The 24,923-nt window shown below is 39.9% G+C and carries 24 protein-coding genes; 3 read left to right on the forward strand and 21 right to left on the reverse strand.

Annotated features, from left to right (window positions below; translation table 11 throughout):
• Positions 1–150 precede the first annotated feature (150 nt).
• The 4 genes from panD to BLP50_RS11930 all read right to left on the reverse strand — a co-directional run bounded on the left by panD (position 151) and on the right by BLP50_RS11930 (position 3,286).
• Positions 151–540, reverse strand: a complete 390-nt coding sequence (gene panD, locus BLP50_RS11915) for an aspartate 1-decarboxylase (protein WP_090155037.1) — start codon at positions 538–540, stop codon at positions 151–153.
• Between the two features lie 87 nt (positions 541–627).
• Complete coding sequence (gene panC, locus BLP50_RS11920) at positions 628–1,470, reverse strand: pantoate--beta-alanine ligase (RefSeq protein WP_090155039.1); 843 nt, start codon at positions 1,468–1,470, stop codon at positions 628–630.
• Positions 1,471–1,483: 13 nt separating this feature from the next.
• A complete protein-coding gene (gene panB / locus BLP50_RS11925) occupies positions 1,484–2,362 on the reverse strand; it encodes a 3-methyl-2-oxobutanoate hydroxymethyltransferase (RefSeq protein WP_090155041.1) in 879 nt (292 codons plus the stop codon).
• An 18-nt stretch (positions 2,363–2,380) separates the two neighbouring features.
• Positions 2,381–3,286: a Rossmann-like and DUF2520 domain-containing protein gene (locus BLP50_RS11930; protein ID WP_278335213.1), complete on the reverse strand. Its 906-nt coding sequence runs from the start codon at positions 3,284–3,286 to the stop codon at positions 2,381–2,383.
• Positions 3,287–3,765: 479 nt separating this feature from the next.
• On the opposite strand from BLP50_RS11930, the gene BLP50_RS14345 reads away from it, so the two are divergent.
• From BLP50_RS14345 to BLP50_RS11945, 3 genes are read left to right on the forward strand one after another with little or no spacing between them, the layout of a single operon-like run.
• Positions 3,766–3,990: a hypothetical protein gene (locus tag BLP50_RS14345; protein ID WP_176753771.1), complete on the forward strand. Its 225-nt coding sequence runs from the start codon at positions 3,766–3,768 to the stop codon at positions 3,988–3,990.
• A 1-nt stretch (position 3,991) separates the two neighbouring features.
• Positions 3,992–4,195, forward strand: a complete 204-nt coding sequence (locus BLP50_RS11940; protein WP_242869267.1) for a helix-turn-helix transcriptional regulator — start codon at positions 3,992–3,994, stop codon at positions 4,193–4,195.
• 33 nt (positions 4,196–4,228) lie between these two features.
• Positions 4,229–5,068, forward strand: coding sequence for a CPBP family intramembrane glutamic endopeptidase (locus BLP50_RS11945; protein WP_090155049.1), 840 nt, complete (start codon positions 4,229–4,231; stop codon positions 5,066–5,068).
• A gap of 79 nt (positions 5,069–5,147) precedes the next feature.
• Here BLP50_RS11945 and BLP50_RS11950 read toward each other — a convergent pair whose 3' ends face one another.
• From BLP50_RS11950 to BLP50_RS12030, 17 genes are all read right to left on the reverse strand, one after another.
• On the reverse strand, positions 5,148–5,735 hold the full coding sequence (locus BLP50_RS11950) for a rubredoxin-like domain-containing protein (protein WP_090155051.1): 588 nt from the start codon (positions 5,733–5,735) through the stop codon (positions 5,148–5,150).
• Between the two features lie 26 nt (positions 5,736–5,761).
• Positions 5,762–6,145 (reverse strand): Fur family transcriptional regulator, encoded by a 384-nt coding sequence (locus BLP50_RS11955; protein WP_090155053.1) that lies wholly within the window; start codon positions 6,143–6,145, stop codon positions 5,762–5,764.
• A gap of 156 nt (positions 6,146–6,301) precedes the next feature.
• Entirely contained in the window at positions 6,302–6,694 is a 393-nt protein-coding gene (gene acpS / locus BLP50_RS11960) for a holo-ACP synthase (protein ID WP_090155055.1), read from the reverse strand.
• Between the two features lie 37 nt (positions 6,695–6,731).
• Positions 6,732–7,742 carry a phosphate acyltransferase gene (locus tag BLP50_RS11965; RefSeq protein ID WP_090155057.1) on the reverse strand — a complete coding sequence of 337 codons (1,011 nt, stop codon included), beginning with the start codon at positions 7,740–7,742 and terminating at the stop codon, positions 6,732–6,734.
• 26 nt (positions 7,743–7,768) lie between these two features.
• Entirely contained in the window at positions 7,769–8,008 is a 240-nt protein-coding gene (locus BLP50_RS11970) for an acyl carrier protein (protein ID WP_090155059.1), read from the reverse strand.
• A 153-nt stretch (positions 8,009–8,161) separates the two neighbouring features.
• Positions 8,162–8,584 carry a Zn-ribbon domain-containing OB-fold protein gene (locus tag BLP50_RS11975; protein ID WP_090155061.1) on the reverse strand — a complete coding sequence of 141 codons (423 nt, stop codon included), beginning with the start codon at positions 8,582–8,584 and terminating at the stop codon, positions 8,162–8,164.
• 15 nt (positions 8,585–8,599) lie between these two features.
• Complete coding sequence (locus BLP50_RS11980) at positions 8,600–9,895, reverse strand: thiolase family protein (protein WP_090155063.1); 1,296 nt, start codon at positions 9,893–9,895, stop codon at positions 8,600–8,602.
• 134 nt (positions 9,896–10,029) lie between these two features.
• Positions 10,030–11,136, reverse strand: coding sequence for a butyrate kinase (gene buk, locus BLP50_RS11985; protein WP_176753772.1), 1,107 nt, complete (start codon positions 11,134–11,136; stop codon positions 10,030–10,032).
• Positions 11,137–11,316: 180 nt separating this feature from the next.
• Positions 11,317–12,321, reverse strand: coding sequence for a flavodoxin family protein (locus tag BLP50_RS11990; protein ID WP_090155067.1), 1,005 nt, complete (start codon positions 12,319–12,321; stop codon positions 11,317–11,319).
• Positions 12,322–12,570: 249 nt separating this feature from the next.
• Positions 12,571–14,043: an MFS transporter gene (locus BLP50_RS11995; RefSeq protein WP_090155069.1), complete on the reverse strand. Its 1,473-nt coding sequence runs from the start codon at positions 14,041–14,043 to the stop codon at positions 12,571–12,573.
• A 69-nt stretch (positions 14,044–14,112) separates the two neighbouring features.
• Positions 14,113–15,069 carry a flavodoxin family protein gene (locus BLP50_RS12000; RefSeq protein ID WP_090155071.1) on the reverse strand — a complete coding sequence of 319 codons (957 nt, stop codon included), beginning with the start codon at positions 15,067–15,069 and terminating at the stop codon, positions 14,113–14,115.
• Positions 15,070–15,238: 169 nt separating this feature from the next.
• On the reverse strand, positions 15,239–17,638 hold the full coding sequence (locus BLP50_RS12005; protein WP_090155073.1) for a GH39 family glycosyl hydrolase: 2,400 nt from the start codon (positions 17,636–17,638) through the stop codon (positions 15,239–15,241).
• Positions 17,639–17,863: 225 nt separating this feature from the next.
• Positions 17,864–18,934 carry a Gfo/Idh/MocA family protein gene (locus tag BLP50_RS12010; RefSeq protein ID WP_090155075.1) on the reverse strand — a complete coding sequence of 357 codons (1,071 nt, stop codon included), beginning with the start codon at positions 18,932–18,934 and terminating at the stop codon, positions 17,864–17,866.
• Between the two features lie 193 nt (positions 18,935–19,127).
• Entirely contained in the window at positions 19,128–21,539 is a 2,412-nt protein-coding gene (locus BLP50_RS12015) for a GH39 family glycosyl hydrolase (protein WP_090155077.1), read from the reverse strand.
• A 131-nt stretch (positions 21,540–21,670) separates the two neighbouring features.
• Entirely contained in the window at positions 21,671–22,726 is a 1,056-nt protein-coding gene (locus tag BLP50_RS12020; RefSeq protein ID WP_090155079.1) for a sugar phosphate isomerase/epimerase family protein, read from the reverse strand.
• Between the two features lie 16 nt (positions 22,727–22,742).
• Positions 22,743–23,135, reverse strand: a complete 393-nt coding sequence (locus BLP50_RS12025) for a C-glycoside deglycosidase beta subunit domain-containing protein (RefSeq protein WP_090155081.1) — start codon at positions 23,133–23,135, stop codon at positions 22,743–22,745.
• A gap of 224 nt (positions 23,136–23,359) precedes the next feature.
• Entirely contained in the window at positions 23,360–24,808 is a 1,449-nt protein-coding gene (locus BLP50_RS12030) for an FAD-dependent oxidoreductase (RefSeq protein ID WP_090155083.1), read from the reverse strand.
• Positions 24,809–24,923 lie beyond the last annotated feature (115 nt).

Genomic DNA, 24,923 nt, shown 5'->3' on the forward strand with positions numbered 1-24,923 from the left:
AACTCTTACTGCCTATTTTCTTTTTTCTCTTCTAGGCAGTACATTTTTCCAAAACTCTTACTGCCTATTTCCGTTTTTCTCTTCTAGGCAGTACATTTTTTCAAAACTCTTACTGCTTATTCCCTTTTTTCTCTTCTAGGCAGTAGAATTTTACATATCTTCCAACTTGCCATGTTTTTCATAGCTAGTCACGCGACTAATGGCATTTTTTCCATCCACGAATACTACGCTTGGTTTATGACTTTTGGCTTCCATGGCATCCACAGTACAATAGCACATGATAATTACATGGTCTCCCACCTGAACGCAGCGTGCAGCTGCTCCGTTTAAACAGATTACTCCACTTCCACGCTCACCTGCGATAGTGTATGTTTCAAAACGATTGCCATTTTCTACATCAACAATCTGAACCATCTCATATTCAAGAATCCCAGCAGCATCAAGCAAGTCCTCATCAATTGTGATACTTCCCACATAATCAAGGGCTGCCTGTGTGACTGTAGCTCTGTGAATCTTACCTTTAAGCATTGTTAAATTCATAATATCCTCATTTCCTAAAACCAATTAACACGACTTTCTGCTTGCAAAAAATAGAATTACCCGCAGAAATCTATGACTTATTGTGGACTACTCCACAATAAAGTTATCAATCAATCTTACATTGTCGATGTAAACAGCTACCGCTGTAAGGATTGGTCCATCAATAACATCGCACTGCTGGAGTTCTCCCAAATCAACAACCTCTACATAATCAATTTTTGCAAGAGGCTCTGATTCGATAATGTTTGTGATTTCTGTGCGGACTTTTATAGCATCAGTCTCACCAGCTCTTACCATCTCTTCGCCCTTTGTCAGTGCCTTGTGAAGGATAGTTGCCTTTGCTCTAGCATCATCTGATAAGTAAGTGTTTCTAGAACTCTTAGCAAGTCCATCTTCCTCACGGATGATTGGGCAACCAACTATTTCAATGTTGAAATTAAGATCTCTAACCATGCGCTTTACGATAGCAAGCTGCTGTGCATCTTTCTGACCAAAGTATGCCTTGTCAGCTTCTGTAATGTTAAAAAGCTTGCTAACTACTGTACATACACCATTGAAATGGATTGGTCTGCTCTTTCCACAAAGTCCAGCTGATAATGTATCAACACCTACATACGAATGAAAATCTGGGCTGTACATTTCACTTGGTTCTGGATGGAAAATCAAATCAGCTCCAAGGCCCTCACATAATTTGCAATCTGCATCAAAATCTCTTGGATATGTTGCAAGGTCTTCCTTTGGACCAAATTGAATTGGATTAACAAAATCCGATACGATTACTTTGTCACACTCCCCACGTGCACGCGATATTAGGCTTGCGTGCCCCTCATGTAAATATCCCATAGTTGGTACTAAACCAATTTTAAGACCATCCTTCTTCCACTGTCTTACATTTGCTTTTACTTCTTCAATTGTTGTTGCTACTAACATTTTCTCTCCTTTATTACACTGTCTCAGTTTCAAATTCTACTCTAAATTCTGCGTTACCCTGTGCTGCCTTGACCGCTTTCATTACATCAGCATCAATAGCAAAATTATGCTCAGCAGCTGGGAAAGTCTTTGCCTTAACCTCAGCATCATAGGCCTTAAATGCATTCTTCATTTCCTCACCAATATTTGCATAATGCTTTACAAACTTTGGCTTGAATCCAGAAAACATTCCCAGCATATCCTGATATACAAGGACCTGCCCGTCGCAGCCTGCGCCAGCTCCAATACCGATTGTAGGAATAGTAAGCTCCTTTGATATAAGTGTTGCAAGCTCCTCTGGAACACACTCTAAAGTAACCATAAATGCACCTGCTGCCTCAACAGCCTTTGCATCTTCTACTATCTGAAGTGCACGCTCTACATTTTTACCCTGAACCTTAAATCCACCAAATGCATTAATTGACTGAGGTGTTAATCCAATGTGCGCCACAACTGGAATATCCGCATTTACGATAGCCTGAATTTGCTGGCAAACAGAAGCTCCACCTTCAAGCTTTACTGCTTGAGCATGTCCTTCTTTTACAAGTCTACCAGCATTTTTCACTGCATCATAAACAGATGTCTGATAAGACATAAATGGCATATCTGCCACAAGGAATGTATCTTTTAATCCACGAGATACACTTGCGCAATGATGAATGATATCATCTACTGTCACAGGAAGAGTATCACTATATCCCATCATAGTCATTCCAAGTGAATCACCTATTAAAATTGCATTAATTCCTGCATCCTCCATAAGGCATGCAGTTGTGTAGTCATAGCATGTGAGCATGCTGATTTTTTCACCCTTTCTCTTCATTTCCTGAAGAGTTGTAACTGTGTTTTTCATTTCGTTCTCCATCCTTTTTTAAGAAGATAATAATTGCTCCATTGCTTTATAATCTGAATCCGGATGCTTATCCATTGCTATTTCCAGTGCCTTTCTGGAAAGAATTCTGTAAACATCAAGATTATTTCCTTCGAAGGTATTTAAGTGCTTTTTCACTGTTCCCACATCATTTCTTTCGATAGGACCTGTCAGTGCATCTTTTGTGCCAACAGAAAGCACCTTGTTCACATTCCCCACTATTAAAGGAGTTATTGCATCTGCCACCTGCTCGTCAGAAAATCCGCATATACGAAGTTCCTCCTGTGCAGATTGAATCAGACCTACAACAAGATTAGATGCAAAAACTGCTGCTCCATGGTAACGAGTTTTCATCGCTGCACTTATACGTGCTGTTGACAAATTGCATGACTTTAATAAGCCTTCAATTTCATCAATGTGTTTTTCATTTCCTTCGATAGTAAATAAAGCTTTTGGAAGTTCCTGGTATGATTTGTATCTATCCGATACCGCCAGTAATGGATGGACTGAGAAACCGAATGCGCCAGTTTCTTCTATATCCTTAAAGATTTCTGAAGATAAAGATCCGCTGCAATGACATATCATTTTGCCAGTAATAGACATGTGCTTAATCTGCTCCCAAACAATAGAAATCGCATCATCTGGAACAGTGATAAACACTGCATCACTATCTTTAATTAATGTCTCTAAATCTTGAAAATAAGTTGATTTGGTAAAATCAGCTGCATCAATAGCTGATGATGAATGTCGGCTATAATAGCCTAATAGATTGTGCTGACAGTCATTAAATAGCTTTCCTAAGGAATAGCCTACTTTGCCAGCGCCTACAAATCCAACCTTCAATGGCAACACCTCCTTTATTCGCAAGGTGATACAGTCTCGTTCAAAGTGATACGAGCATGCCACGGGTCTTTTATTTTTAAAATTTAGAAATTATAAGGGTATAGTTTCTTGTCGAATACCATCCATGGGACACTATAACAAATGTGAGGTGCAATGTAAATGAAGTTTTTAATTCAAAAGTTGACATACATTAATTTGTGTGATATTTTTGTCACATGAAGTGATAAATATATCACTCATTGTGCACAGATTAGACTAGGAGGATATTATATTTTATGAGCCCTAATTCACCCCAAAGTAGCCAGTTTAAGAAGGATTCAAAAAGACATCTTATGACACTGAAAGCTCAGGCAAGGATAGGATTCTTTACCGGGATATTTTTTATTTTAGAAGTCATTTTTTTGTTTTATGTAAATCATACTATTCCCCACAATATGACAAGAATCCTAGGCATTATCATTCTTCTATTAACCTTTTCCTTTCTAATTTACATCAAGACTAGATGCAAATTGGAATCAGGTGACGAATTATCACAACAACTTATGGGTAAGGCATTATCTTATTCAGCATATGCTCAAATCATCTTTGTATTTATTGTTGGCCTAGTTCTATCAGCAATAGAAAAAGCATATGACCTTAAGGTCCTTATCTCAAGCACACACATAAAGGGACTTGCTCTTTTAATGCTTGGTATACATATAGTTGTGAAATATGGTTCTTACCTTTTGCTAGACAGACTTCCTTCAGGATATGAGGAGGAGGACTAATATGCCAGAATTAAAAACAAAGATAAAAGAATTTAGAGCCTCTAAAAACCTGAAGCAAGGAGAACTTGCAGAACTTGTTAATGTTAGAAGAGAAACAATAATCCGCCTAGAAAAGGGACAATACAATCCTTCATTAAAACTTGCAATGGATATTGCAAAAGTATTTGATACAACAGTTGAAGAAATCTTTACCTTTGAGGAATAAAGTTTTTTCATGTTTACATAGAAAGGAAATACTATGAAAAATCAATTAACTAGAACTATTTTTATATGCTTATTTTCATATTTGGGATATTTATTATTCAGCGTACTTGGTGATTTTATAGCGGTCAAGGCACTAGGACCAGATACTGACGTTTATTGTTTAGCTACGATTGTCGGACTCTTTAGATTGCTATTCCTACTATGCTTATTATTTATTATCAAGAAAACATCAGTCCTTACTAATAAAGGAAATGGTTTCTTTGGAGGCCTTGTATCTGGAGGTTACACAATATTCTCGGTGATTGCCGCATCTATTCTCATACTGTTTACAGACTATCTTGAAACAGGAATCTATAATTTTAAGCTTCCAGAAAAATTCTATTTTGGGCCTACCCAAATTTACCTTATTCTGGCAATTACTATTAGTGCCGGAATATGCGAAGAATTATTATTTAGAGGAATTATTCTAAATACACTCAGAGATTTTTTTGGAAAAGATTCCTTTAAAGGGACAGTCATTGCCATTATCATTTCAAGCTTTGTTTTTGGCGCACTCCATATGACAAATATAATGTCGGGAGTATCTGTATTTGCCGCTGTATTACAATCTATTACAGCATTTGCAGTTGGAATTTATTTCGGAGCTATTTATTGTAGATGGGGAAATATTAAAATTGTTATGTTGCTTCATACTCTCACAGATTTGGCTTCTCTGCTATGTATTAGTATGAGAACAAATTCCGATTTTAGTTCATCGGTTAACAATATTTCTGGCAATTACTCACAGCTTTTTACAGCAGCGCTGTATACTTGTATTGGAATCTTTTTAATGAGAAAGAAAGTCAGAAATCAGATGTTCACTTATTCAATTTAATACTGAGTAAAACAAAGGGCAGGAATTAATCCTGCCCTTCTTTTTTTAAGAAATTCTCTAGTGATTAGTAGTCAGCATATTAGCTAAAATAACGATCTAAGAATCCCTTGAGTGCCTTACCATGTCTAGCCTCGTCGCGAGCCATCTCGTGAACTGTATCGTGGATAGCGTCAAGGTTGTTCTTCTTAGCACATGTAGCAAGGTCTACCTTACCCTGTGTAGCTCCGAACTCGCAATCTACTCTCCATGCAAGATTCTTCTTAGTAGAATTTGTCATGTTAGCCTCGAGATCTGAACCAAGTAACTCTGCGAACTTAGCTGCATGCTCAGCCTCTTCAAAAGCTGCCTTTTCCCAATATAATCCGATTTCTGGATATCCCTCTCTATGAGCAACACGAGCCATGCAAAGGTACATACCAACCTCAGAGCACTCTCCTTCAAAATTAGCCTTGAGCTGTTCGAAGATGTATTTCTTGTCCTCTTCAGAAATATCAGGGTTGTTCTTAACTGTTGATGCATAAACACCAAACTCATGCTCTGCAGCAAGAGTAAGCTCACCCTCTACCTTCTTAAACTTGTCACCAGAAACGTGACATACAGGACACTCCTCAGGTGGATTATCCCCCTCATGAATATAACCACAAACCGGACATACGTACTTTGCCATAATTAGACTCCTTTCATTTTCAAACATTATTTATCATTATCCATGCAGTCTTTACAAACACCTGTAAAGAGTAGTGATGCTTGCTCAACTGTCCCTAGCCCCGTGCTAGATGCAGCGAGAATTTGATCTACGCTAGGTGTAATCTCAACATCCATAACTCTGTGGCAACATCTGCAATAGTAGTGACTATGGGCTGATGTGTCCGCATCATAGTGCTCAGTGCCATCGCCAGTGGAAATCTTCTTCACCTCTCCAAGCTCCACCAGAAGAGTAAGATTTCTATATACGGTACCAAGACTAATTTTAGGATATTCTTCCCTAACATTCTGATAAATAACCTCAGCTGTAGGGTGCTCTTTGGTAGACATCAAATATTCTTTTATGGATTCTCTCTGTCTACTGTAATTCATATAACACCTGCTTTCTTCAAATAACCTCGATAAGCAAAATCGATAATGATTATCTATATAATATCATTTATTATAGCTTTGTCAATATAAAATTAGTAATTATTATCATTTTATATTCAATCACAATATTTGCCCACAAAAAAAGTAGCCTTGCGGCTACTCTCTTTTTATCAACTGGGCAATTGCTATAGCAAAATCGCCTTGATTTGAAATGGAAACTAAAACATCCTCAGCACCTATTGTTTTTAATATATTAAGGAGTTCTATATTGGCAGAAAATCTTGGTGCTCCGTTAGGCTGTTTGATAGTTTCCACATTTCTATAATCAAAATTAACGTCAAGAAAGCTGCCACAAATTGCTTTGTAAACAGCCTCCTTGACAGCGAATCTACCAGCCAGGAACTCATAGTAATTAGATGCCCCCACAGCATCCTCAAGTTCCTTGCTAGTATAAGTCTGCTGGACAAAAGCACCTTTTGTCCTCTCGTCCAAATCACGAATTTCGCTTATTGAAACTAGGTCGATTCCGACCCCTAAAACGTTTCCCATAATTAGATTTGCTCCTATTTAAATCTACCTCTAAATCTTAGCAGTCCCTCTTTGCGCCAAGAGCACGAACAGCAGAGATAATAACATTTCCCTTAATCTCTGAAACAGGTGCCCCTCTAGAGCAATCACAAACAATGCTGTTGAATCCCTGAAGCATTGGTCCGTATGCATCAGCATGTCCAAATTGCTGAATGAGCTTTACAGCAGTATTTCCTACATTAAGATCTGGCCAGATAAGTACATTTGCCTTACCTGCAACCTTGCTTTCTCGATTGACTTTCTTTGCTGCCACAGCTGGAACAATTGCTGCATCAAGCTGGAATTCGCCATCAATATCAAGGTCTGGACGCTTTTCATTTGCAATTGCAAGAGCCTCCTTCACCTTGTCAATTAGCTCACCCTGGCCAGAGCCAAGTGTTGAGTAACATACCATTGCACATCTTGGCTGCCAGTCTAGAAGCCCCTTTACTGTATCGCAGGCAGAAATTGCAATATCAGCAAGCTGCTCGGCAGATGGATTTGTGCATACCGCACTATCTCCAACAGCCAGAAGCTGTCCTTCGCTTCCCTCAAATCCAGGAATATCACAGAGTCCAATAGATGAAACTGTGCTGATTCCCTCCTTTAGACCGATTATCATCTGACCAGCCAGAAGTACATCTCCTGTTGTATTGTCGATTCCAGCAAATGTAACGTCTGCCTCGCCCACAGCCTGCATTGCCATTGCAAAATAAAGTGGGTTTTCCATTCGACGTCCCAATGCCTTTTCCTTAAGAACAGTCTGTGGAAGTGCAACATATTTTGCAATAATATCGTTTTTGTAATCCTCATTTCCAATATCAATTATCGTAAATACGGATTCCTCGTAGCCTCTTTCAGCTATTAATTCTCTAATCTTTGAAGCATCGCCTACCAAAATAGGGACAATATATCCCTCTTGTCCGCATTCGTAAGCGGCTTGCATCATTTTTTCATTTTCAGCCTCTGGAAAAGCAACCTTTTGTGGATTAGCTTTAGCCTTTTCGTAAATATTATCAAGTACGCTCATTTTTTCTCCTTCGTATATACGAATTATTACAATTCCTCTTCGACCTTATCTACAAGCTCTCCGATAGTTGCACATGCAGCTGCATCCTGAAGTGCAATCATTGCATCTAATTCATTTTCAATCTCAGAAACAAGTCCTACCATGAGAACTGATGCTCCTTTTAAGTCATCCTTAAATGTAGTCTCCATTGAAAGATTAGCGGCATCCACGCTGTAGCACTTCGCCACCATCTCAATTATTTGAGACTCTAATTCTTTTCTGTCCATTACTTTACTTCCTTTCTATAATAGCCCTATCCCAGTTTCTCATGCTTCCGCAGGGCACCCTCCGCACTCTCGTGTGGGTCCTTCTGCCGGCGTAGGTCCTCCCACACTCGGCACGGTATCCCCTGCTCGCGCTTACCTAGTATATGTAAGGGCTTAGTTATCAAAATACTTAGAATCCAAATCAAATATTACTGTCTTGTAGCCGTCACGCTGGTAAATGGCAGCGTGGACGTCCAGTGGAAGCTTGTCTAAGAGTTCCTTTCTGGTCTTTTTAGAAATGCCACGGACTACCGCGTTAAGTCTAGCCCCTTCTTCTAGCTCTATCTCGCCATATGCAAACTTTCCTAGAGTCTTGTACTCAGGCTTGCTTGAAAGTGCAGCCGGCATAACGATCGAATGCATCTTGGCATTACCAGATATTTCATACCACTCAGTCTCTAAATTTCCACAAGAGTTGCAAGCATAAACTGGTGGGAATTCTACAGCCCCACATTTAGGACATTTTCTACCACATATTTTTCCTTCTTCAAGTCTATCGTAGAAACCCTGAACAACCTTTTCTAACTTAATTGCCATCTGTCACACCTCCCATTAATCAATTGTCCTGATGATATACGAGCAGATATTTTGCGCACCGCCGTATCCACGTAACATAGCAGTCTTAGGAAGTTTCTTAACCTGTCTCTCTCCGCACTCACCGCGCATCTGCTTTACACATTCATATAAATCAGCTAGACCAGATGCTGCATGGGCGTGGCCAAATGAAGTACGACCGCCATTTGTATTAATTGGCTTATCCCCATCATAGGCTGTTCTGCCATCGCAGATGTATTTCCAACCCTCGCCATAAGGTAAATATCCAGCAATCTCTGCAGATACCAAATGGGAAGTAATAATAAAGTCATTTGCAAAGAAAATATCTATATCCTCTGGCTTAACTTCTGTCACCTCATACACTTGGCGAATGGCCTCTTCCGTAGCCCTTACTTCAAAATGAGGTGTTGTAGCCTCACAAGCTGCACAGCCCACACCTAAAACCTCAATAGGCTTGTGATTTTTATTACCCATGTATTTATCTACCATGTCAGTAGCACAAACAATCACAGCTGCTGCACCGTCGCACTTCAGCTCAATACCACTCATTCGTAGGAAATCACCATTCTTTGGGTTGTATGGGCTTCGCATGTAATCCATAACATCATCAAAGCCCGCCTCTTTGGCAATCTGCTCATATGTGCGTCTCTCAATTGCAAGCTCATCCATGGAAGCATTTTTTCTATTGTTGATTGACATATGGTTGATAGTATCGTCCATCTGCTCATCAGTAAGACCTCTGGTTCTCTTGTACCATTCTGCTGCATCATCATAAATAAGCTCCTGGCCTGCCATAAGAGAACGGGTGTAAGTTCTGTCATAGAGCCAAGCTGTCGTCTGGAGGAACTTCTCCATTGAAAGCTTCTCTCTCTTATATGGATGATTTGGCACTGCTGCACTATCACCAAACTCCACACAACCTGAAAGTACACAATTGTATTTGCCCGAAGCTACCGCATTTACGGCCTGCTCGATAGCATAATATCCTGTACAGCAAGCCTCCGAATGATGAATAGAAGCCTTGCCTTTCATACCAAACCAATTTGCAATCTGCACATTTGGAGTAAGGTAATTTGACTGGTGAAGAGGCGAAGCCTCACCATGAAAATAGAAATCAATATCCTGTGGATTCACACCAGCATCTTCCATTGCCTTTAAAGCGGCGTAGCCAAATAGCTCCCCCTCTGTAAGACCATCAGTCTCTGGATTGTCCACCGTATACATAAATGGAGTACAACCTACGCCGATTATTGAAACGCTGCGGCTATACTTATTAACCTTAGTCTGATTCATACTACATTCTCCTCTCTTCTTTATTCCGCTAGTTACGTTCTCAAGCCTTAGATATTGCTTTCGTCGACTAACACGTCTCCTTCAGCAACACTAAGAGCTTGATAACTACTAGCTCTTTTAATAATCTAGTTGGGTTATTCCGCTAGTTCGTTAGGCGTCCAGCAAGGGACTCCTGTATATTCCTTAGCCGCTTCGACTCCATCTAGGACACGGATGGCTCCGGCAGCCATTGCCTCAAGCTCAAACTCTCCTGGGTAGGCGCTGACAGGTGCAATCCATGAGCAGGCTTCTGTGATGTCTGCAACTAGTTTTTTGTTGTGAACCATTCCTCCACCTAAAAGGATTCCATTTACCTGGCCATGTAATACTGTGGCCATTGCGCCAATATAGCGAATAATCTGATATGTCATTGTGTCCCAAATGAGCTTGGCTTCCTTGTCACCGGCCTCTGCTCTATTGAATACATCAAGGGCATCAGATGTACCTAGATGACTTACAAATCCACCTGTCTTTGTGGTAAGTGAAAGTGTTTCCTTCTTATCTGGATGGTCATATGCATATCTAATTATCTGGGCAGCTGGCACTGAGCCACAGCGTGTTGGCGCCATTGGTCCATCGCCAGTAACAATATCATTACCATCAATCATCTTGCCCTTTCGATGAGCTGAAATAGATACTCCTCCACCAATGTGGCATACAATATAATTCGCATCTTCGTATTTAACTCCATTTAGCTGACTATGACGAATAGCAGTCTCCTTTAGATTTAATGCATGAAGATGAGACTGACGGTAAACACCTTTGATACCAGTCATTCTAGCTTCAATAATAAATTCGTCTGTGTCTGGTGGATTTACCACAAATGCAGGCTTTCCATATTTTTTAGCAAACTCATTAGCAAGCTGTGAGCCAAGCTGCGCCGGATGTTGAATTCCATTTGCTCCTCTTTTTGCATGGTCTAAAAGCACCTGACCAACTTCGTAAGTGCCTCCTTCTACAGCAAGAAGTCCACCACCTCGGCCTACGTACGCATCAACTGTAGCTAGGTCTATTCCAGCTTTTTCAAGCTCCGAAAGGATTACTTCCTTTCTATATGGAAGCTGATCACTAACACTGGCAAACTCCGCCAGCTTTTCTGCATCATGAGATACATTTACAGAAAACTCCAGCTTTTCACCATTGAAGAACCCTACTTTTGTCGATGTAGAACCAGGGTTAATTGTCAAAATTCTATAACTCATTTTTATTCTCCTGTCCTGATATTTGAGTTCATTATATTATTGGAAAAACAGAAATCATTTTCTTTAGTCCCATTTATCTAAACTAATTATTGCAACAGGAATAACCGTAAATAGTATAGGTGCAACAATCTTGTCAAGACCGTTGCACCTAGATTTCGGCTCTACGTGATTGATTCAAAATTACTTTTTTACATTCCCATATGCATTTTCATCTACTGGCCATACACCCGGATTGAAATCTGCATAAGGCTGCTTAAGTTCCTTAAGATTTTTTATTGTTCCTGCTGGCTGAGCCTGAGTTTTAATCTCTGTAGAATGCTCAAGCTTACCACCCCAACGAAGACGTGAGCGATTCAATTCCTCATCGGTATAATGCATAGTAAATTTTCCGTCCACAATATCAAAGGTACCAAGGCTACCGCACACTAGGCAGGAAGCAGTCTTTTTATCGTGAGAAAATTGGATGAGGCGTGTATGACAAATCGGGCATGTTCCCTCTTCATCACCTCGATACTTAATACGCTCATCCTCGTCACCAGCATTAATTGACTCCACAATATTTTTACCAACACGAGTCATTCTCTTCATCATCTCAGGATTGCCAGCCACATTTTCACAAGCCATAGCACCGTAGTATTCCACTGTATCTACAACATCTATTCCCATTGGGAAGGTAAACTCATACATCATCGGAAGTGTAAGTGCAATCCACTCCTCTGTCATGGCACCGCCAACAGAAATGAGGGCTGCTGAGCGCTTCTTAAATGCTCGAGCATCTGGTAGCTGCTCCTCAGGAACTCCCGCTTCTTTGCCCTCTTCATATCTTGCTTTTCTAAATGTAATATCGTGGCTTGGTCCAATCCTGTCACAGATAGTCTTGAAACGACCTGTAACAGAAGTCTCATATGTTGGACATGCAAGAATTACTGCATCCGACTGCATAATTGCCTCATCAAGAATGTCAAAATCATCATGCTTTACACAATATCCACGGCCTCTACCTGACATCATTCCGATAACACAAGCAATACATCCGGTACAATTATTAATCTCTAAATCATCTGCTCTGATAAACGCCACATCACAGCCTTCTCGCTGGCACTCCATAAGTGCTTCCTTGACCATGACATCGCAGTTTGACATCTTTCGACCAAATGAAATACCAAGTACTTTTTTCTTCTCCATTTTTAACCTCCGTTTTTCTCCTTTTATATTGTTACTATAAATGAACAATACCGGTGACTCTTTAAAAATGTTGGGCTCTATTTTGTCAAATATTGCACCCTTTTTTTGAAATATAAAAAAGCGCAATACATTGCATTCTGCTATTGCAATGTATGCCATCCACTAAAACCCACATATGAAAAAAGAAGCCAGGGCTGAACCCTGGCTCCAAGTAAAAGGATGTTTATATTAGTTTCTAGAAAAGTAATCTTATTCTGCTGAACGAGCCTTATTTCTCTCTGTAAGACCGTCTCTAACCTTATCCATGTATCCTGGCTTATCAAGGTTGTAGATAAGAAGTGGAATGATTCCAAGAAGGAATACAATACCTGGAAGAAGGTTTGCACACATGTTGATACCAAACTCTGTGTGTGCAATCTGCTGTGTAAGGCTAGCAATTACTCCTGGATCTGTAGCTTCTGCTAACTGCTCTCTTACACCAAATAAGCTATCATATCCAAAGTATCCCATGATAAGAAGGAAGATAGAGTTTGCAAGAGCTGTACCCATCTTTGTAGCCATTCCTGAGAATGAGAATGCCATACCATCATTTCTGTAACCATACTTAAGATCAAAATCATCGATAGCATCAACAACCATACCTGATCCTGAAGGACCAGCAATGTATCCAAATCCGTAGATAACCATCATTACGAAGTTGAATGGAATACTCTTTGATGGACCAAAGAAAATGATAATAAGTGCAAGACCCTGAATGAGCATTGAAAGAATAGCAATGTTTCTCTTACCATACTTAAGGCAAAGCTTTGGAGCGAGTGGCATTACAAGTGTACCAACAATCATCTGCATCATCATAAAGATTGTGATGTATTCAAAATTCTGTACAACGTGCATGTAGAAGAATACTGCTACAGAGATACGTCCAAGCATACCAAACATGTTCATTAAGCTATAAAGAAGTGCACATACAAGGTTTCTATTCTTAGCGATGAGCTTGAGACCTTCAAGAATGCTTCCCTGCTCACTCTTCTTAACATCAATTCTCTCCTTTGAAAGAGCTGCAACTGCCCAGAACATTGGAAGTGCTACAAGTGCAAGAAGAATAGCTGTTGACTGATAACCTGCAGCCTGATTTCCTTTACCAAACCAAACAACGAGACGAAGCACAAAAAGGTTAAGGATAATCTGACCAATTGTCATACCCATCATCTGAGCTGCATTAAGCTTGTTGATTTCCTTTGGATCACGTGTCATAACAACAGGCATTGCAAGGTAAGGTACGTTTGTCATTGTGTATGACATACCAAGACCGATGTATGTGATGTAAGCATAAGCGAGCTTAGCTGGACCACCAAATCCTGGTACAGTAAATGTAAGGATTGTAAAGATTACAAGGAATATTGCACCTACTACAATGTAAGGACGGAAGCGACCATGCTTTGTGTGAGTACGCTCCATGATTGTTCCCATCATTGGATCATTAATAGCATCCCAAACCTTAGCGATAAGCATAAGGAGTGCAACTGCACCAGTTCCAAGACCAAATACATCAGTATAGAAAATTGAAAGGTAAGTGCTTACCATTGTCCATGAAAGCTGAGAAGCAAAATTACCCATACCATAGACAAAATAATTAATTGGCTTCAAAGGAGCCATACCGTACTGGTTTAACTTTTTAACACCAGACTTTGCAGAGCTACCTGCTAAATTTGTTGCGTCCATTTTCTTTTCCCCCATAAATATCATACATATACAAATATCTAACTATCGAACAAGTGCCATATAATGGCTCTAATTCCAATGCAAATCGAAATTCTTATATTTCTCCATCATCTTAGGAAGTGTGTCCTTGTTTGCCATAAGCTTTGGCACACAAACTGTAATCATGTTCTGAATTTCGTTGTAGTGCTCATAGATTCCAATTGGAGTGTTACGAGCTCTGTTCTTCTCCTCCTCAGAGAACTCAACTGTTACCTTGTCTCCATCAACAGAGAGCTTTCCGTAGATACCGCAAATAGGGCATTCAACAGTTGTTGTTCCGTTCATTGAGAGAAGTGGATTGTGACATACTGGGCAAACACCCTCATCGCCTACCCATGTGTCAACCTCATCGTAAGGCTTGCCAAGTGATTCAGCTACTGCTGTACCAAGCTCAGCACACTTCTTCATAAGATCCTTGTCAAATAAAGGATGTCCTGTGCGGCCCTGGTCGTAAGCATCTACATGACCAACACATTTCATACAGAATGAGAATGAGAATAAGTCAAGCATTGGAAGACCAAGTGAAACCCAGTTGTGTGTCTGCGCACCGCCAACTGAAATGTAACCTACATATCTGTCTTTGAAATAACGCTCATCAAGAAGTGGCTTTCCTGCTTCTTCTCTCTTCTTGTTCTCCTCCAAAAGTGCTGCTCTATCATGAGATGGACCAAATCTATCAACAAAGTTCTTAAACTGGCCAACAATACCTACTGCATAAACAGGTGCTGCGATGATAATACCATCTGCATCAAGACACTTCTCTTCGAGGATTGAGTAGTCGTCTTTCATACAGCAGTGAATTTCAACATCCCCCTTATCACGGCAACGACTGCAATAATCACATGCTCGGCAATGACCAATATTAAGTCTGACTGTGTTGATAAATTCCACCTCTGCGCCAGCTTCTTTTGCTGCAAAGAGAGCTTCCTTTACCATAACATCGCTTCTTTGATCAATACGACCAAAAGAAATACCTAATACTTTCATTCCTTTCTCCTTTCACATCTTGAATGAATATGTGAATATTTTATGTCCTATTGCCGTTTTCGACTTTTCTGTATTTGGCAATTTTCATTATCTGAATTAGCTCTAAAATATCCCCCGAAAAAATGGAGAACAAAAATCATAGTACAATTTTTGCTCTCCAAAAATCTTGCTACTCATATTTGAACTGATATTTAATCTCTATGAATCTTATCTCTGTAGCCTTTAGGTTAAATTCAACCTCCAACCTGTTGTCGGATACCTCCACCTGCTGCATCTCCATGTTTGGATTGGCATGTTTCTTAATAAATTGAATTTCTTCACTCTCCATGGATTCTGCAAGGCCTAGTCGCTTCCACATATCCTGAACACTGCCGTACTCTGGGTTGATGTAGTATGTCTTTATCTGGTAGTTGCCATTTTGAACATTGTTCAAAACGCATTTCATCCCCAAATCCTCAGTGTCTTGTATGTAGTGCTCAATGTCTTTTATCTGAATCAAATCCTCTTCGATGTCCAGATAGTTTTCCGATAATGGCTTGAAATTGTGACACACAATAGAGTAACTACCGCGTCCATTTGTGGAAATGATTCCATTATCGTTTCTGCAAATCTCATTACAATAACTGCGATTCAAAAACTCCACCGCGTAAAATGATGGCTTCTTGATTCCATCTCTTGAAATCAATCCCGCATCACCACTAAGCAATGAATTGGTGTCATAGTACTCTGCATACAAATCAAGTCCGTGCCAATAGCACATCACATCCACATTACCAATCATGTCGATATAATTTTTCATGATGTAGGCTGCATGCTCGCAACTATCACTGATGACATTTCTATTGGATACCGTGTAATTCCATTCGTCTAAATGGAACTCTTTTACATTAAATCCAATGTCTGCCATGAACTGTTTCATGACTGAAACCTGATTTTTAACATAATCCTTGTCCAAGGATTTCTTGCCGTAAATAAATTGTCCATCGGTAAATGATATGTACTGAAATGAACCGAAAGAAATAAAGTCTGGCCATATTTCTCGTTTTTTCCAAATGGCAAAAACCCTTTCTGCCAATGCCTTTTCATATCCTAAAACAAGTCCCGGACCACCGATATTGATATCCTGACTTATGTTTTTAAATATCTTGTAGATCAAATCGAAGTATCTATAGTACTCTCCAGTTTCCTCTCCAATTTTTAATAGTGGATTATTCCAAAACTCGAAGTACCACTTTTCAATTTCCTCAATGCCATATCTGTTAACCAGATGAATGCTCAAATCTTTGATTAGCTTTTTATAAAAATCGTATTCAAATAATTTGATTTCCTTGGAATCTGGATTAATGTATCGCTCAGGGGCATACATTAGAAGGGTTGGCTTTTGTCCCAGTTCCATGTAAAGCTTAATGTCATTGTCCACAAGAAAATCCAGCACATTATCCAGCTTATGAAAACTGTATGTGTCGTTTTCTCTAATGCATGTGTTTGATGCGAATACATTCCACACTCTCACATGGGTGATTCCCAGCTTGTCCTTCAGCTCAAGAAGCTGTTCCTGAGCCTCCTGCTGAAGCAACATATAAATGCTGCCTATATTAATCACTCGCGTCTCGTCTACATATTTTTTCTTGTAAATGGATGCATCAACCTCTACAAGCAATTGACTTGCTTTACCCTTCTCCTGTTGCTTGCTTTCATTTTCTATAAAAGAAATGATTTCCTGCTTTCCAATTTCATCTTCATTTGCCACTTTCTCGGCGCTTTTTTCAGCAGACTTTCTGTATTCACCTGGTGACATATTGAAAACTTTTTTGAAGGATTTATTAAGGGCTGCAGAAGTGCAAAAACCATTATCCATGGCAATATGAGTCAGGCTTTTATTTGTGTAAACCAGCTCATCCACTGCATGGAAAAGTCGAATGTTGTTGAGATAATCTATGAATGTCATTCCAAATTTCTTTTTGATGTATTTGGAAAGATATGCTGGTGTAAGGTACATTTGCTCCGCCAAATCATTTAGGCTGATTGGGGACTGGTAATGTCCCTGTATATAACTTTGAATCTCGCTGATGCGCTCTTTGTCTGAGTTGTGATCAAAGAGGACCTTGGCCTCTTCAGTCTTTACCATGAAATTCGCAATCAGCACATGGAGCATCTGATAGTAGAGCGCCTGAAGATAGCATTTATCTCCCTTGGTCTCAGTATAGTAGTATCTGATAATCTCCTTAATCTGATGGCGAAGCTTGTCGTAGGCTGAGTTTTTATCCACTGCAGAATTGCATAGGAAAAGCATTTGAGTAGTTCCTACGGTCTGTGACAACAGATAATAATCGATTGCAAATCTGATAGCCAAAAGGTTGCCTGAGTTTTCAAACTTATGACGCTTATTGGAATTGATTAAAATCATATCCTCCTCTTTAAGGTGATATTCCTTGTCATCAATCACCACGTCAACAGAGCCAAAGAGAACATATAGCATATCAAGATTCTGATGATAATGCTGTTCTCTTGGCTCATTGTTGGTTTCATGAATAATATTAAATTGCACTATTTCCCTTATATTTTCCATGTCAAAAATTATATATGACGCCACTTAATATTGCTTGATTAAAACCCGTCACTGGCTTTCATTTTTTTGCAGATTTTTACTTAAACGTATTAGGAGTAACAACGTTTTGAGGTAAATTGTTGCAACGAAATAGAGATTTGAGAAATTAAAAAAGTTGGCTGACCACAGAATATTTCGGCTATGTAAAATGCCTCAAGTTTGTGGTCAAAACCAACTTAATGTCTACTATTCAAAATCAATTGATTTGCCTGTGCGAGCTGACTCCCTAGCAGCCTCCATAAGTCTGAGAACTCTTCTTGTCTCAGGAATTTTTACAAGGAATTCTTCCTGTCCGTCAAATGCCTTGCGATAGTTCTCAAAGTAATCCTCATGAGTTGTGTCTGCAAGTGGAAGTGGCTCAGTTACAAGCTTGCCCTCTGGTGGTGGACCAAATGAACGAGTTGGGCCCGCTGCTGTCATAGTACGCTGACCGCCTACATTCTGGAGAAGTCCATTGGTGCGAACGATAGCACCCTGTGGATCAAATCCATCAAGGTAAGCCGTACCCTTGTTTCCACCCATAATCCAGTGGCGTTCAAACCACTTGTTGTCCATCTTGTCAGTAAGGAAATATGTGCCAAGCTCTACCTCTGCCATAATTCCATTGTCAAATTTCATAAGAATCTTGAAATAGTCATCAACCTCAAAGTTGATTACATTTCTTACATCCGCAAAAACGGATTTAATCTTTGCGCCAGGCATCATCCAAAGCATCTGATCAAGGAGGTGAACACCCCAGTCAAATAGCATTCCCCCGCCCTCTGCAATGTAAACATGCCAATCGTGCATATTTCCGTTGAAGCCGTATAAGCTGCTCTTGATTGAATAAACATCACCAAGTGTCTCGCTGTCAAATACGTTTTTCATTGTACGGAAATCCTTGTCATAGCGTCTCTGATGATGAACTGTGAAATTAACACCACACTCATCTACAACCTTTACCATGTCATCAAGCTCTGCAAGATTCATAGCTACCGGCTTTTCGCAGATAATATCCTTTCCGGCTTTTGCCGCCTGAATAACAAGGTCATGATGCTGATTGTTGTTTGCAGCAATGATAACCACATCAACTTCAGGATCATTAAACATCTCCTCGTTGTTAGCATATCTTTTTATACCCTCTTTAACGTCTTCAAGCTGCTTTGGGTCGATATCTGAAATACCAACTACCTTGTAGCCATCAAGGCGTGTGAGCATTGACTCATGCTCATGGCCCATGAAACCATGGCCTATGATACCAATTCTGATAGTTTCCATATGTCTCTCCTTTATAAATATAAATAAAAAAAATCGATATCTTTTATCTACATAAAATATACCGACTTTCTTATTTATATTCTCTTATTAGCTTTTCAATATTTTATTATCTGTTGCAAAGACAATTATTTTGGAAAAAATCACCGCAATCAAATATAGTATTTTATTGCAAGTGGGGCCCTCCCCTCTGCTTTTAGTATTCCGGAAGAACGTGGAGCATGCAAAATTCCTGTGGCTCTAACTCCAGTTCAAGTGTAAGCATGTGGCCCTTGGACTGTACCTTTGTCCTAGAAAGCTGTGGAACACACATCTCCTGAAGATATTTAATCTCAGTCCTCTCAAGCTTCTCATCGTTGTCAAACTTGCCCCATTCGTCAATGATAGAACCCTGGTTGCTATTAACACTTCTTCGCTTTACATAGTAGCCACTATTCTCGCTGACTCCCGAAAGCTTTATAACTATCTTTTTCTTGGTGTTGGTCTGGTCAAAATATGCCTTAGCCTCAGCAACAGTAGCCTGATTTTCAGCATTGATAAAATAGCTGGAATTGTACCAATTCAAATTGAAGCATACAATCTGGAACTCATCTGCTGCCAGCTTAGTAACCATGAAATTCTCTCCTCTGGCCACCACCTGACTACCTAAATGATTAATCATTTTGATGGCGTAGAAAATAGGCTTTCTAATGGTATCTTTTGAGAGCAGTCCTCCGCCTCCATTAATAACATTTCTGGCTGAATATGAATTACACTGCCAATCTGAGGCAAACCAAAGTCCCCACACATCAATATCCGCAGCAAATTTAACTATGTTTCTGATAAATAGACAAGCTCTAAATGTACTGTCATTGAGATAGTTGCGATTAGAACATGTAAGGTTCCACTCAGAAATAACAATTTTATTTCTAGGAATACCTAGCTTATCAAAGGCCTTGCCAATACGCTCTAACTCATTGCCCTCGAAGTCACGATCCTGAGAGCGCACAAACTGAGCCTTGCCCCCCTTTAATCCCGACACTGTCTTTGGAATATATGGGAATAATATTACCGAGATAAAGTCCGGCTGAACTTTGCAATCTCTAAGCTTGGTAAGAATTGTGTCAAATGATGTCTGTCCCTCAATACCAGGGCCTGCTGAATAACCTACCTGGGCAGCTGGAACCAGCTTTTTAACAGTCTGGGCAATAAACTCATACACGTCTATAAAATCATATCCGTCAAGGATATAGAAAGTGTCATAATCGGAATGGAATCCCTCTAAGCCAATTTCAAATCTCCATTTAGAGACTTCCTTTTCTCCGTATCTACGAACTAGCATTTTGAAAAACTGCTTGTATAAATTCTCCCAAACTCTCTTGTCCTTGTAGACAATGCGAATGTCCTCAAACCAAGCAGATTCCTCCGAATTGGTCACATTGGCATATGGTCGATTAGTAAAATCAAGCCAAGGAGTAATGTGATGGTCAACTAGAAAATCAAGGGCCTCGAATATCATGTCGAAGTTGTAATTACCTACAGTGACTCCATCAGAAACCATAGTCTTTGAGTTAAATACCATCCAGATTCTGGCATAGGTAAATCCCAACTCCTTGTGGAGATACTCAATGTGATACTGAGTATTAGCCCTGAGAACATCATGGATAAAGCCAACATTTATAAGCTTGTTCCAGCAGCGCTTCAGCTCAGTCGTGTTCTGTACATCAACAATCGTTTCAACTGGAGCCACTTGATACTCGTCCTCATCTGGGCGCTTAAACTCAGCCTGAATTTTTTCCTTGATATCATCATCCACCTGAACTTCGTTTTTCACATTGCCCTTCATCTTTTGACGATATTCAGTTGGTGCCATGTTGTAGATTTCTCTGAATACCTTGGTAAATGCACTGGCATTTGAGAAGCCACAATCCATGGCTATTTTAGTCATATTTTTTTCTGTATATAAAAGCTCATCTATTGCATAACGAGTGCGAACCTGATTTACATACTCTGCAAAATAGGTGCCTGTCTGCTTTTTAAACAATCGAGAAAGAGTAGATGTAGATGTGTACATCTGCTTTGCTAGATCAGAAAGACTAATGCCATCCTGATAATTGGTGTGAACATAGTGAATGATAATCTGAAGCTTTTCATCAGCATCATGATTCTCGGAAATCTCTGAATTAGTATCATCAACCATGTGATGCTCAACAAGCTCATCAAGCAATTTGTAGAGCATACTATACATCAAACTGTCTGTCTTTTTAATAGATGCAACATGCTGATAAACTACATCTCGACATAGTCTAATTATCTCGTTGTAGCTTTTGGACTTGTCCACAGAACTATTGCACATAAAAAAGCTATTAGGCTTTTTAAGGATGTGAACCAAAATCTGATAATCATACATAATAGAGCAGACAATACTCTTCTCCACCGTCTCAATACTATGCTGAATACTAGAGTTGATAACAAAAACATCATCACGTTTTAGGGTGAAAACTGCATCTTTAATCTTGATGTTGATACTACCCTCAACGACATACAATAACTCAACATCTGTATGCAGATGCTGGGACTCAGACATATCTCTGTATATGTTAACTTTGAATTGATTAAAACTATTCATAGTATCTCCTATCTTTAGGACAACATTATACAACAGAAATAAGGGAGAAGTAAATTACTTCCCCCTCTATCCAATCGCCGCGAAGCCCTGATTTTGTGGTATTTTAGGCGATTATTAAATACTGGTTTGAATTATTTTCCTATGTACTTTTTCATGGCTGCCTGATGACGACGTACCTGCTCAATACTGTCAACATCTAAGTCAGCTCTAAGGTGTTCTCCACCTTCATACTCAGAACTTAAGAATCCTGTGTAACCAGCTTTCTTGTAAGCCTCGATTACCTCTGGAAGAGCAACAGCTGTCTCTTCAAGGTCCTCGTGCACATTGTAGAACTTAGCATGTGTATGGAAAATATAATCAATGTTGTCGATAATATCCTGTGGTTCTGACCAAGAATATGTAAATGAAGAACCTGCATACTCTAAATCCGCTGGGCCACCACCTGCAGCCTTTACAGCATCCATCATTTCTGCCATTCCATTTGCCATACGGTATTCCATATTAGCCTTACCAAGGTTAAGGTCATACTTAATCTTTGTAAATCCGTTAGCTACACGCTTTGCATATGCATCATCAACAATCTTGATGCACTCTTCCTTTGCGCCGTGACGACGAGCCTTGTCACGGACAACATCAGGAATATTCTTGCAGAAGATACCCATATCTGGAACAAATCCAAAGAACTTTGTGCCTGTTCTTTTAATCATTTCCATGTATCCATCTGCCCAGCCTGAATTAAGCGAGAATGGAGCATGTACTTCAAGACCGATTTTTACACCCATCTCCTCTGCATAAGGCAAGCTTCCTTCGATTACATCCATTGGAGTCGAAACCAATGTACGAAGCACTGGAAATCCAAGAAGTGAAGCAAGACGAATATCTCTATTCATCATGTTAACCTGCTCTTTTAAAGTTAGAGTACGGTTGTCATAAATATGGTTCTCCAAAAATGCATCATAACATGCTGGTGTAAGATTATATTTTTTCATCCACTCAAACCACTGGTCTCTGAAATCTTTAGTTTCAATTGGAAGTGGAAACTTTCTAATCATTTGCTCTGCAAGAAGCTCTACACCTGTTGCTCCTGTTGCAGCTGTCTCCCTCAAGCATCCCTCTAAATCAAGCTTTCCAAGATAGAACTCGTCCTGATAGCTATATAGAGACACACATCTTTTAATATCGCTCATTTATCTGTCCTCCTGACTATATTTCGAATTCTGTGTTACATGGAGCCTCAATCACGAATGGCATATATGAAGGAGCAATTTTCTGTACTGCTTCGATGTAATGCTTACCCTTTGAAAGGCCGCCCTCTTTTAATACTGTAACTGTTGCGTACTCACCAAATTCCCATCTATACTCTGGATCAACCACTGTTCTACATTCCTCAAGTGTAAATGTAGCCCCGTTTACTGTAATACTAATATCGTCTCTGTTATATTCCTGACCATCTACTTTAATTACCAAATCCCTTAAAATTGAAAGGGTAAAAGAACGATAGTACTGGGCTTTCCAATCAAATGAAAAACCAACCACATTACCGTCGCGCTCTACATTCTTAAAGCTGGATGGTCTATATATAGGTCTTCCTGCCATTTTTATTTCCTCCCTAATAGTCCGCTTGTTACATTCACAATCCTGAGTATCTCTTTCAGTGACTAGATGTCACTTGCAGAGATCTCAGAGATTGTGAACTACAAGCTCATCAATACGCTATATTTACTGGTAGGCATCAAGCTCTTTGTTCTCTCAAGCGAGACGTGTTGTCGAGCAGAGAGAATCAAAGGCTTGTAGCCGTAACCAGTATTCATATCCTACGTTTAATCTTCGATATACTCTGCAGCTTCCATACCTGCGATACGTCCTGTGTTGACTGCATATCCCATTGAGTTACCTGGAAGCAAGAACATGTAACTGTCATCGTAAATATTGCATGAATCCGCACCGCAAGCATAAAGTCCTGGAATAGGCATAAAGTCCTTATCGCAGCATTCGCAATTTTCGTTTATACGGATTCCACCTACTGTACCGTATCCGCCTGGATGGAAAGCACCTGCGTAGAATGGTCCCTTCTTTAACTTGCGAAGGAATCTATAGTTCTTGAAGAACTCTTCATCTCTACCTTCGCAGTAATCATTGTAATCATCAACTGTCTCTGCAAGAACCTCTGGGTCAATGCCAATCTGCTCAGCAAGCTCCTCAATGGTATCTGCCTTGAAGAAGTTCTTTGAACCCTTTGCAAGAAGCTCCTCCATTCCCTCATTGAAATCAGATACATCTGGATCTGGAGTAACAAGGCTAGTTACATCTACGCCATTTTTGATGTATGACTTAACAATAGAAGAATCTACGATAGAGTAAATTGTCTTGTCCTTCTGGTGCATAGCAACATTTGAAAGGTATGTTGTATTCTGCATGAACTCTTCATTCATGATTCTCTTACCAAACTTGTTAACAAGAAGGTTTGGCTGTCTAAGCACGTTTTTAACTGATGCAGATGCTTCCTCGCCGCCACCTACATCACATGCCTGCTCGATTCTAACTGGAAGGTGATCAGCACCTGCCTCCCAAGCCATCTTAAGGCCATCGCCCATAAGACCAGGGATTGCAAAGTTAAATACATCCTTGCCAAACTCTAAGCCGATTTCCTCTTTTATAAGCTCTGGATTGTTACCAGCACCACCTGTTGCGATGATTGCTGCCTGACATTCAATTGTGAATTCCTCACCATCTTTGTTAACTGCAACAACGCCGCAAACCTTGCCTTCATCATCCTTCAGAATCTTCTTACCAGCTGTCTCAAGAAGGACCTTTACGCCAAGCTCCTGAGCCTTGTTAAGAAGAGCCTTATTCATATGACCAGCTGCACGTGGTCCGATTTTATTTCCTGTTTTTACAATGTGCCATGTAGCCTCTGACTGTGGGAAATATTTGAAAGCGCCTTCAAACTCAACACCCATATCCTCTAACCACTCAATTGTCTCGCCAGACTGCTCGAAATATCGCTTGATGAGTCGTGCATCAACATTGTAATGTGTGTAATCCATAAACATGTTAAATGCCTTCTCAACAGTGATATCAATCATCTGCTCCTGCTGATATTTTGTTCCAATACCAAGTGGGCCCATACCCATGTTAGCTGCACCACCTGTGATGTTTGCCTTTTCAATTACAATGACCTCTGCTCCATCTTCAGCTGCCTGAACCGCTGCCGACATACCAGATGGGCCACCTGCAATGACAACTATCTGTGTTTTCAAGTTTTCCATTTTCTTCTCCTTATAAAACGATCTTTCTAATTCTCATTCACAAGCAAAATCACTAGTTTACCCAAGCATTTTGCTCGTGCATGGTTCTTATTTTCTTGCTATTAATGTATCATCA

It is taken from the genome of Pseudobutyrivibrio sp. AR14, assembly GCF_900101325.1.
Taxonomy (GTDB): domain Bacteria; phylum Bacillota; class Clostridia; order Lachnospirales; family Lachnospiraceae; genus Pseudobutyrivibrio.

Coding starts and splice junctions, on each gene's coding strand:
- BLP50_RS12010 (WP_090155075.1), bottom strand. CDS start 18,934: ATGGAAACTATCAGAATTGGTATCATAGGCCATGGTTTCATGGGCCAT.
- BLP50_RS11965 (WP_090155057.1), bottom strand. CDS start 7,742: ATGAGCGTACTTGATAATATTTACGAAAAGGCTAAAGCTAATCCACAA.
- BLP50_RS12025 (WP_090155081.1), bottom strand. CDS start 23,135: ATGGCAGGAAGACCTATATATAGACCATCCAGCTTTAAGAATGTAGAG.
- BLP50_RS11980 (WP_090155063.1), bottom strand. CDS start 9,895: ATGAATCAGACTAAGGTTAATAAGTATAGCCGCAGCGTTTCAATAATC.
- BLP50_RS11995 (WP_090155069.1), bottom strand. CDS start 14,043: ATGGACGCAACAAATTTAGCAGGTAGCTCTGCAAAGTCTGGTGTTAAA.
- BLP50_RS11955 (WP_090155053.1), bottom strand. CDS start 6,145: ATGAATTACAGTAGACAGAGAGAATCCATAAAAGAATATTTGATGTCT.
- BLP50_RS12015 (WP_090155077.1), bottom strand. CDS start 21,539: ATGAATAGTTTTAATCAATTCAAAGTTAACATATACAGAGATATGTCT.
- BLP50_RS11975 (WP_090155061.1), bottom strand. CDS start 8,584: ATGGCAATTAAGTTAGAAAAGGTTGTTCAGGGTTTCTACGATAGACTT.
- BLP50_RS12005 (WP_090155073.1), bottom strand. CDS start 17,638: ATGGAAAATATAAGGGAAATAGTGCAATTTAATATTATTCATGAAACC.
- BLP50_RS12000 (WP_090155071.1), bottom strand. CDS start 15,069: ATGAAAGTATTAGGTATTTCTTTTGGTCGTATTGATCAAAGAAGCGAT.
- panC (WP_090155039.1), bottom strand. CDS start 1,470: ATGTTAGTAGCAACAACAATTGAAGAAGTAAAAGCAAATGTAAGACAG.
- BLP50_RS12020 (WP_090155079.1), bottom strand. CDS start 22,726: ATGAGCGATATTAAAAGATGTGTGTCTCTATATAGCTATCAGGACGAG.
- BLP50_RS11950 (WP_090155051.1), bottom strand. CDS start 5,735: ATGGCAAAGTACGTATGTCCGGTTTGTGGTTATATTCATGAGGGGGAT.
- BLP50_RS11970 (WP_090155059.1), bottom strand. CDS start 8,008: ATGGACAGAAAAGAATTAGAGTCTCAAATAATTGAGATGGTGGCGAAG.
- BLP50_RS11940 (WP_242869267.1), top strand. CDS start 3,992: ATGCCAGAATTAAAAACAAAGATAAAAGAATTTAGAGCCTCTAAAAAC.
- acpS (WP_090155055.1), bottom strand. CDS start 6,694: ATGGGAAACGTTTTAGGGGTCGGAATCGACCTAGTTTCAATAAGCGAA.
- panB (WP_090155041.1), bottom strand. CDS start 2,362: ATGAAAAACACAGTTACAACTCTTCAGGAAATGAAGAGAAAGGGTGAA.
- BLP50_RS12030 (WP_090155083.1), bottom strand. CDS start 24,808: ATGGAAAACTTGAAAACACAGATAGTTGTCATTGCAGGTGGCCCATCT.
- BLP50_RS14345 (WP_176753771.1), top strand. CDS start 3,766: ATGGGTAAGGCATTATCTTATTCAGCATATGCTCAAATCATCTTTGTA.
- buk (WP_176753772.1), bottom strand. CDS start 11,136: ATGAGTTATAGAATTTTGACAATTAACCCTGGTTCTACATCGACAAAA.
- BLP50_RS11945 (WP_090155049.1), top strand. CDS start 4,229: ATGAAAAATCAATTAACTAGAACTATTTTTATATGCTTATTTTCATAT.
- BLP50_RS11990 (WP_090155067.1), bottom strand. CDS start 12,321: ATGGAGAAGAAAAAAGTACTTGGTATTTCATTTGGTCGAAAGATGTCA.
- panD (WP_090155037.1), bottom strand. CDS start 540: ATGAATTTAACAATGCTTAAAGGTAAGATTCACAGAGCTACAGTCACA.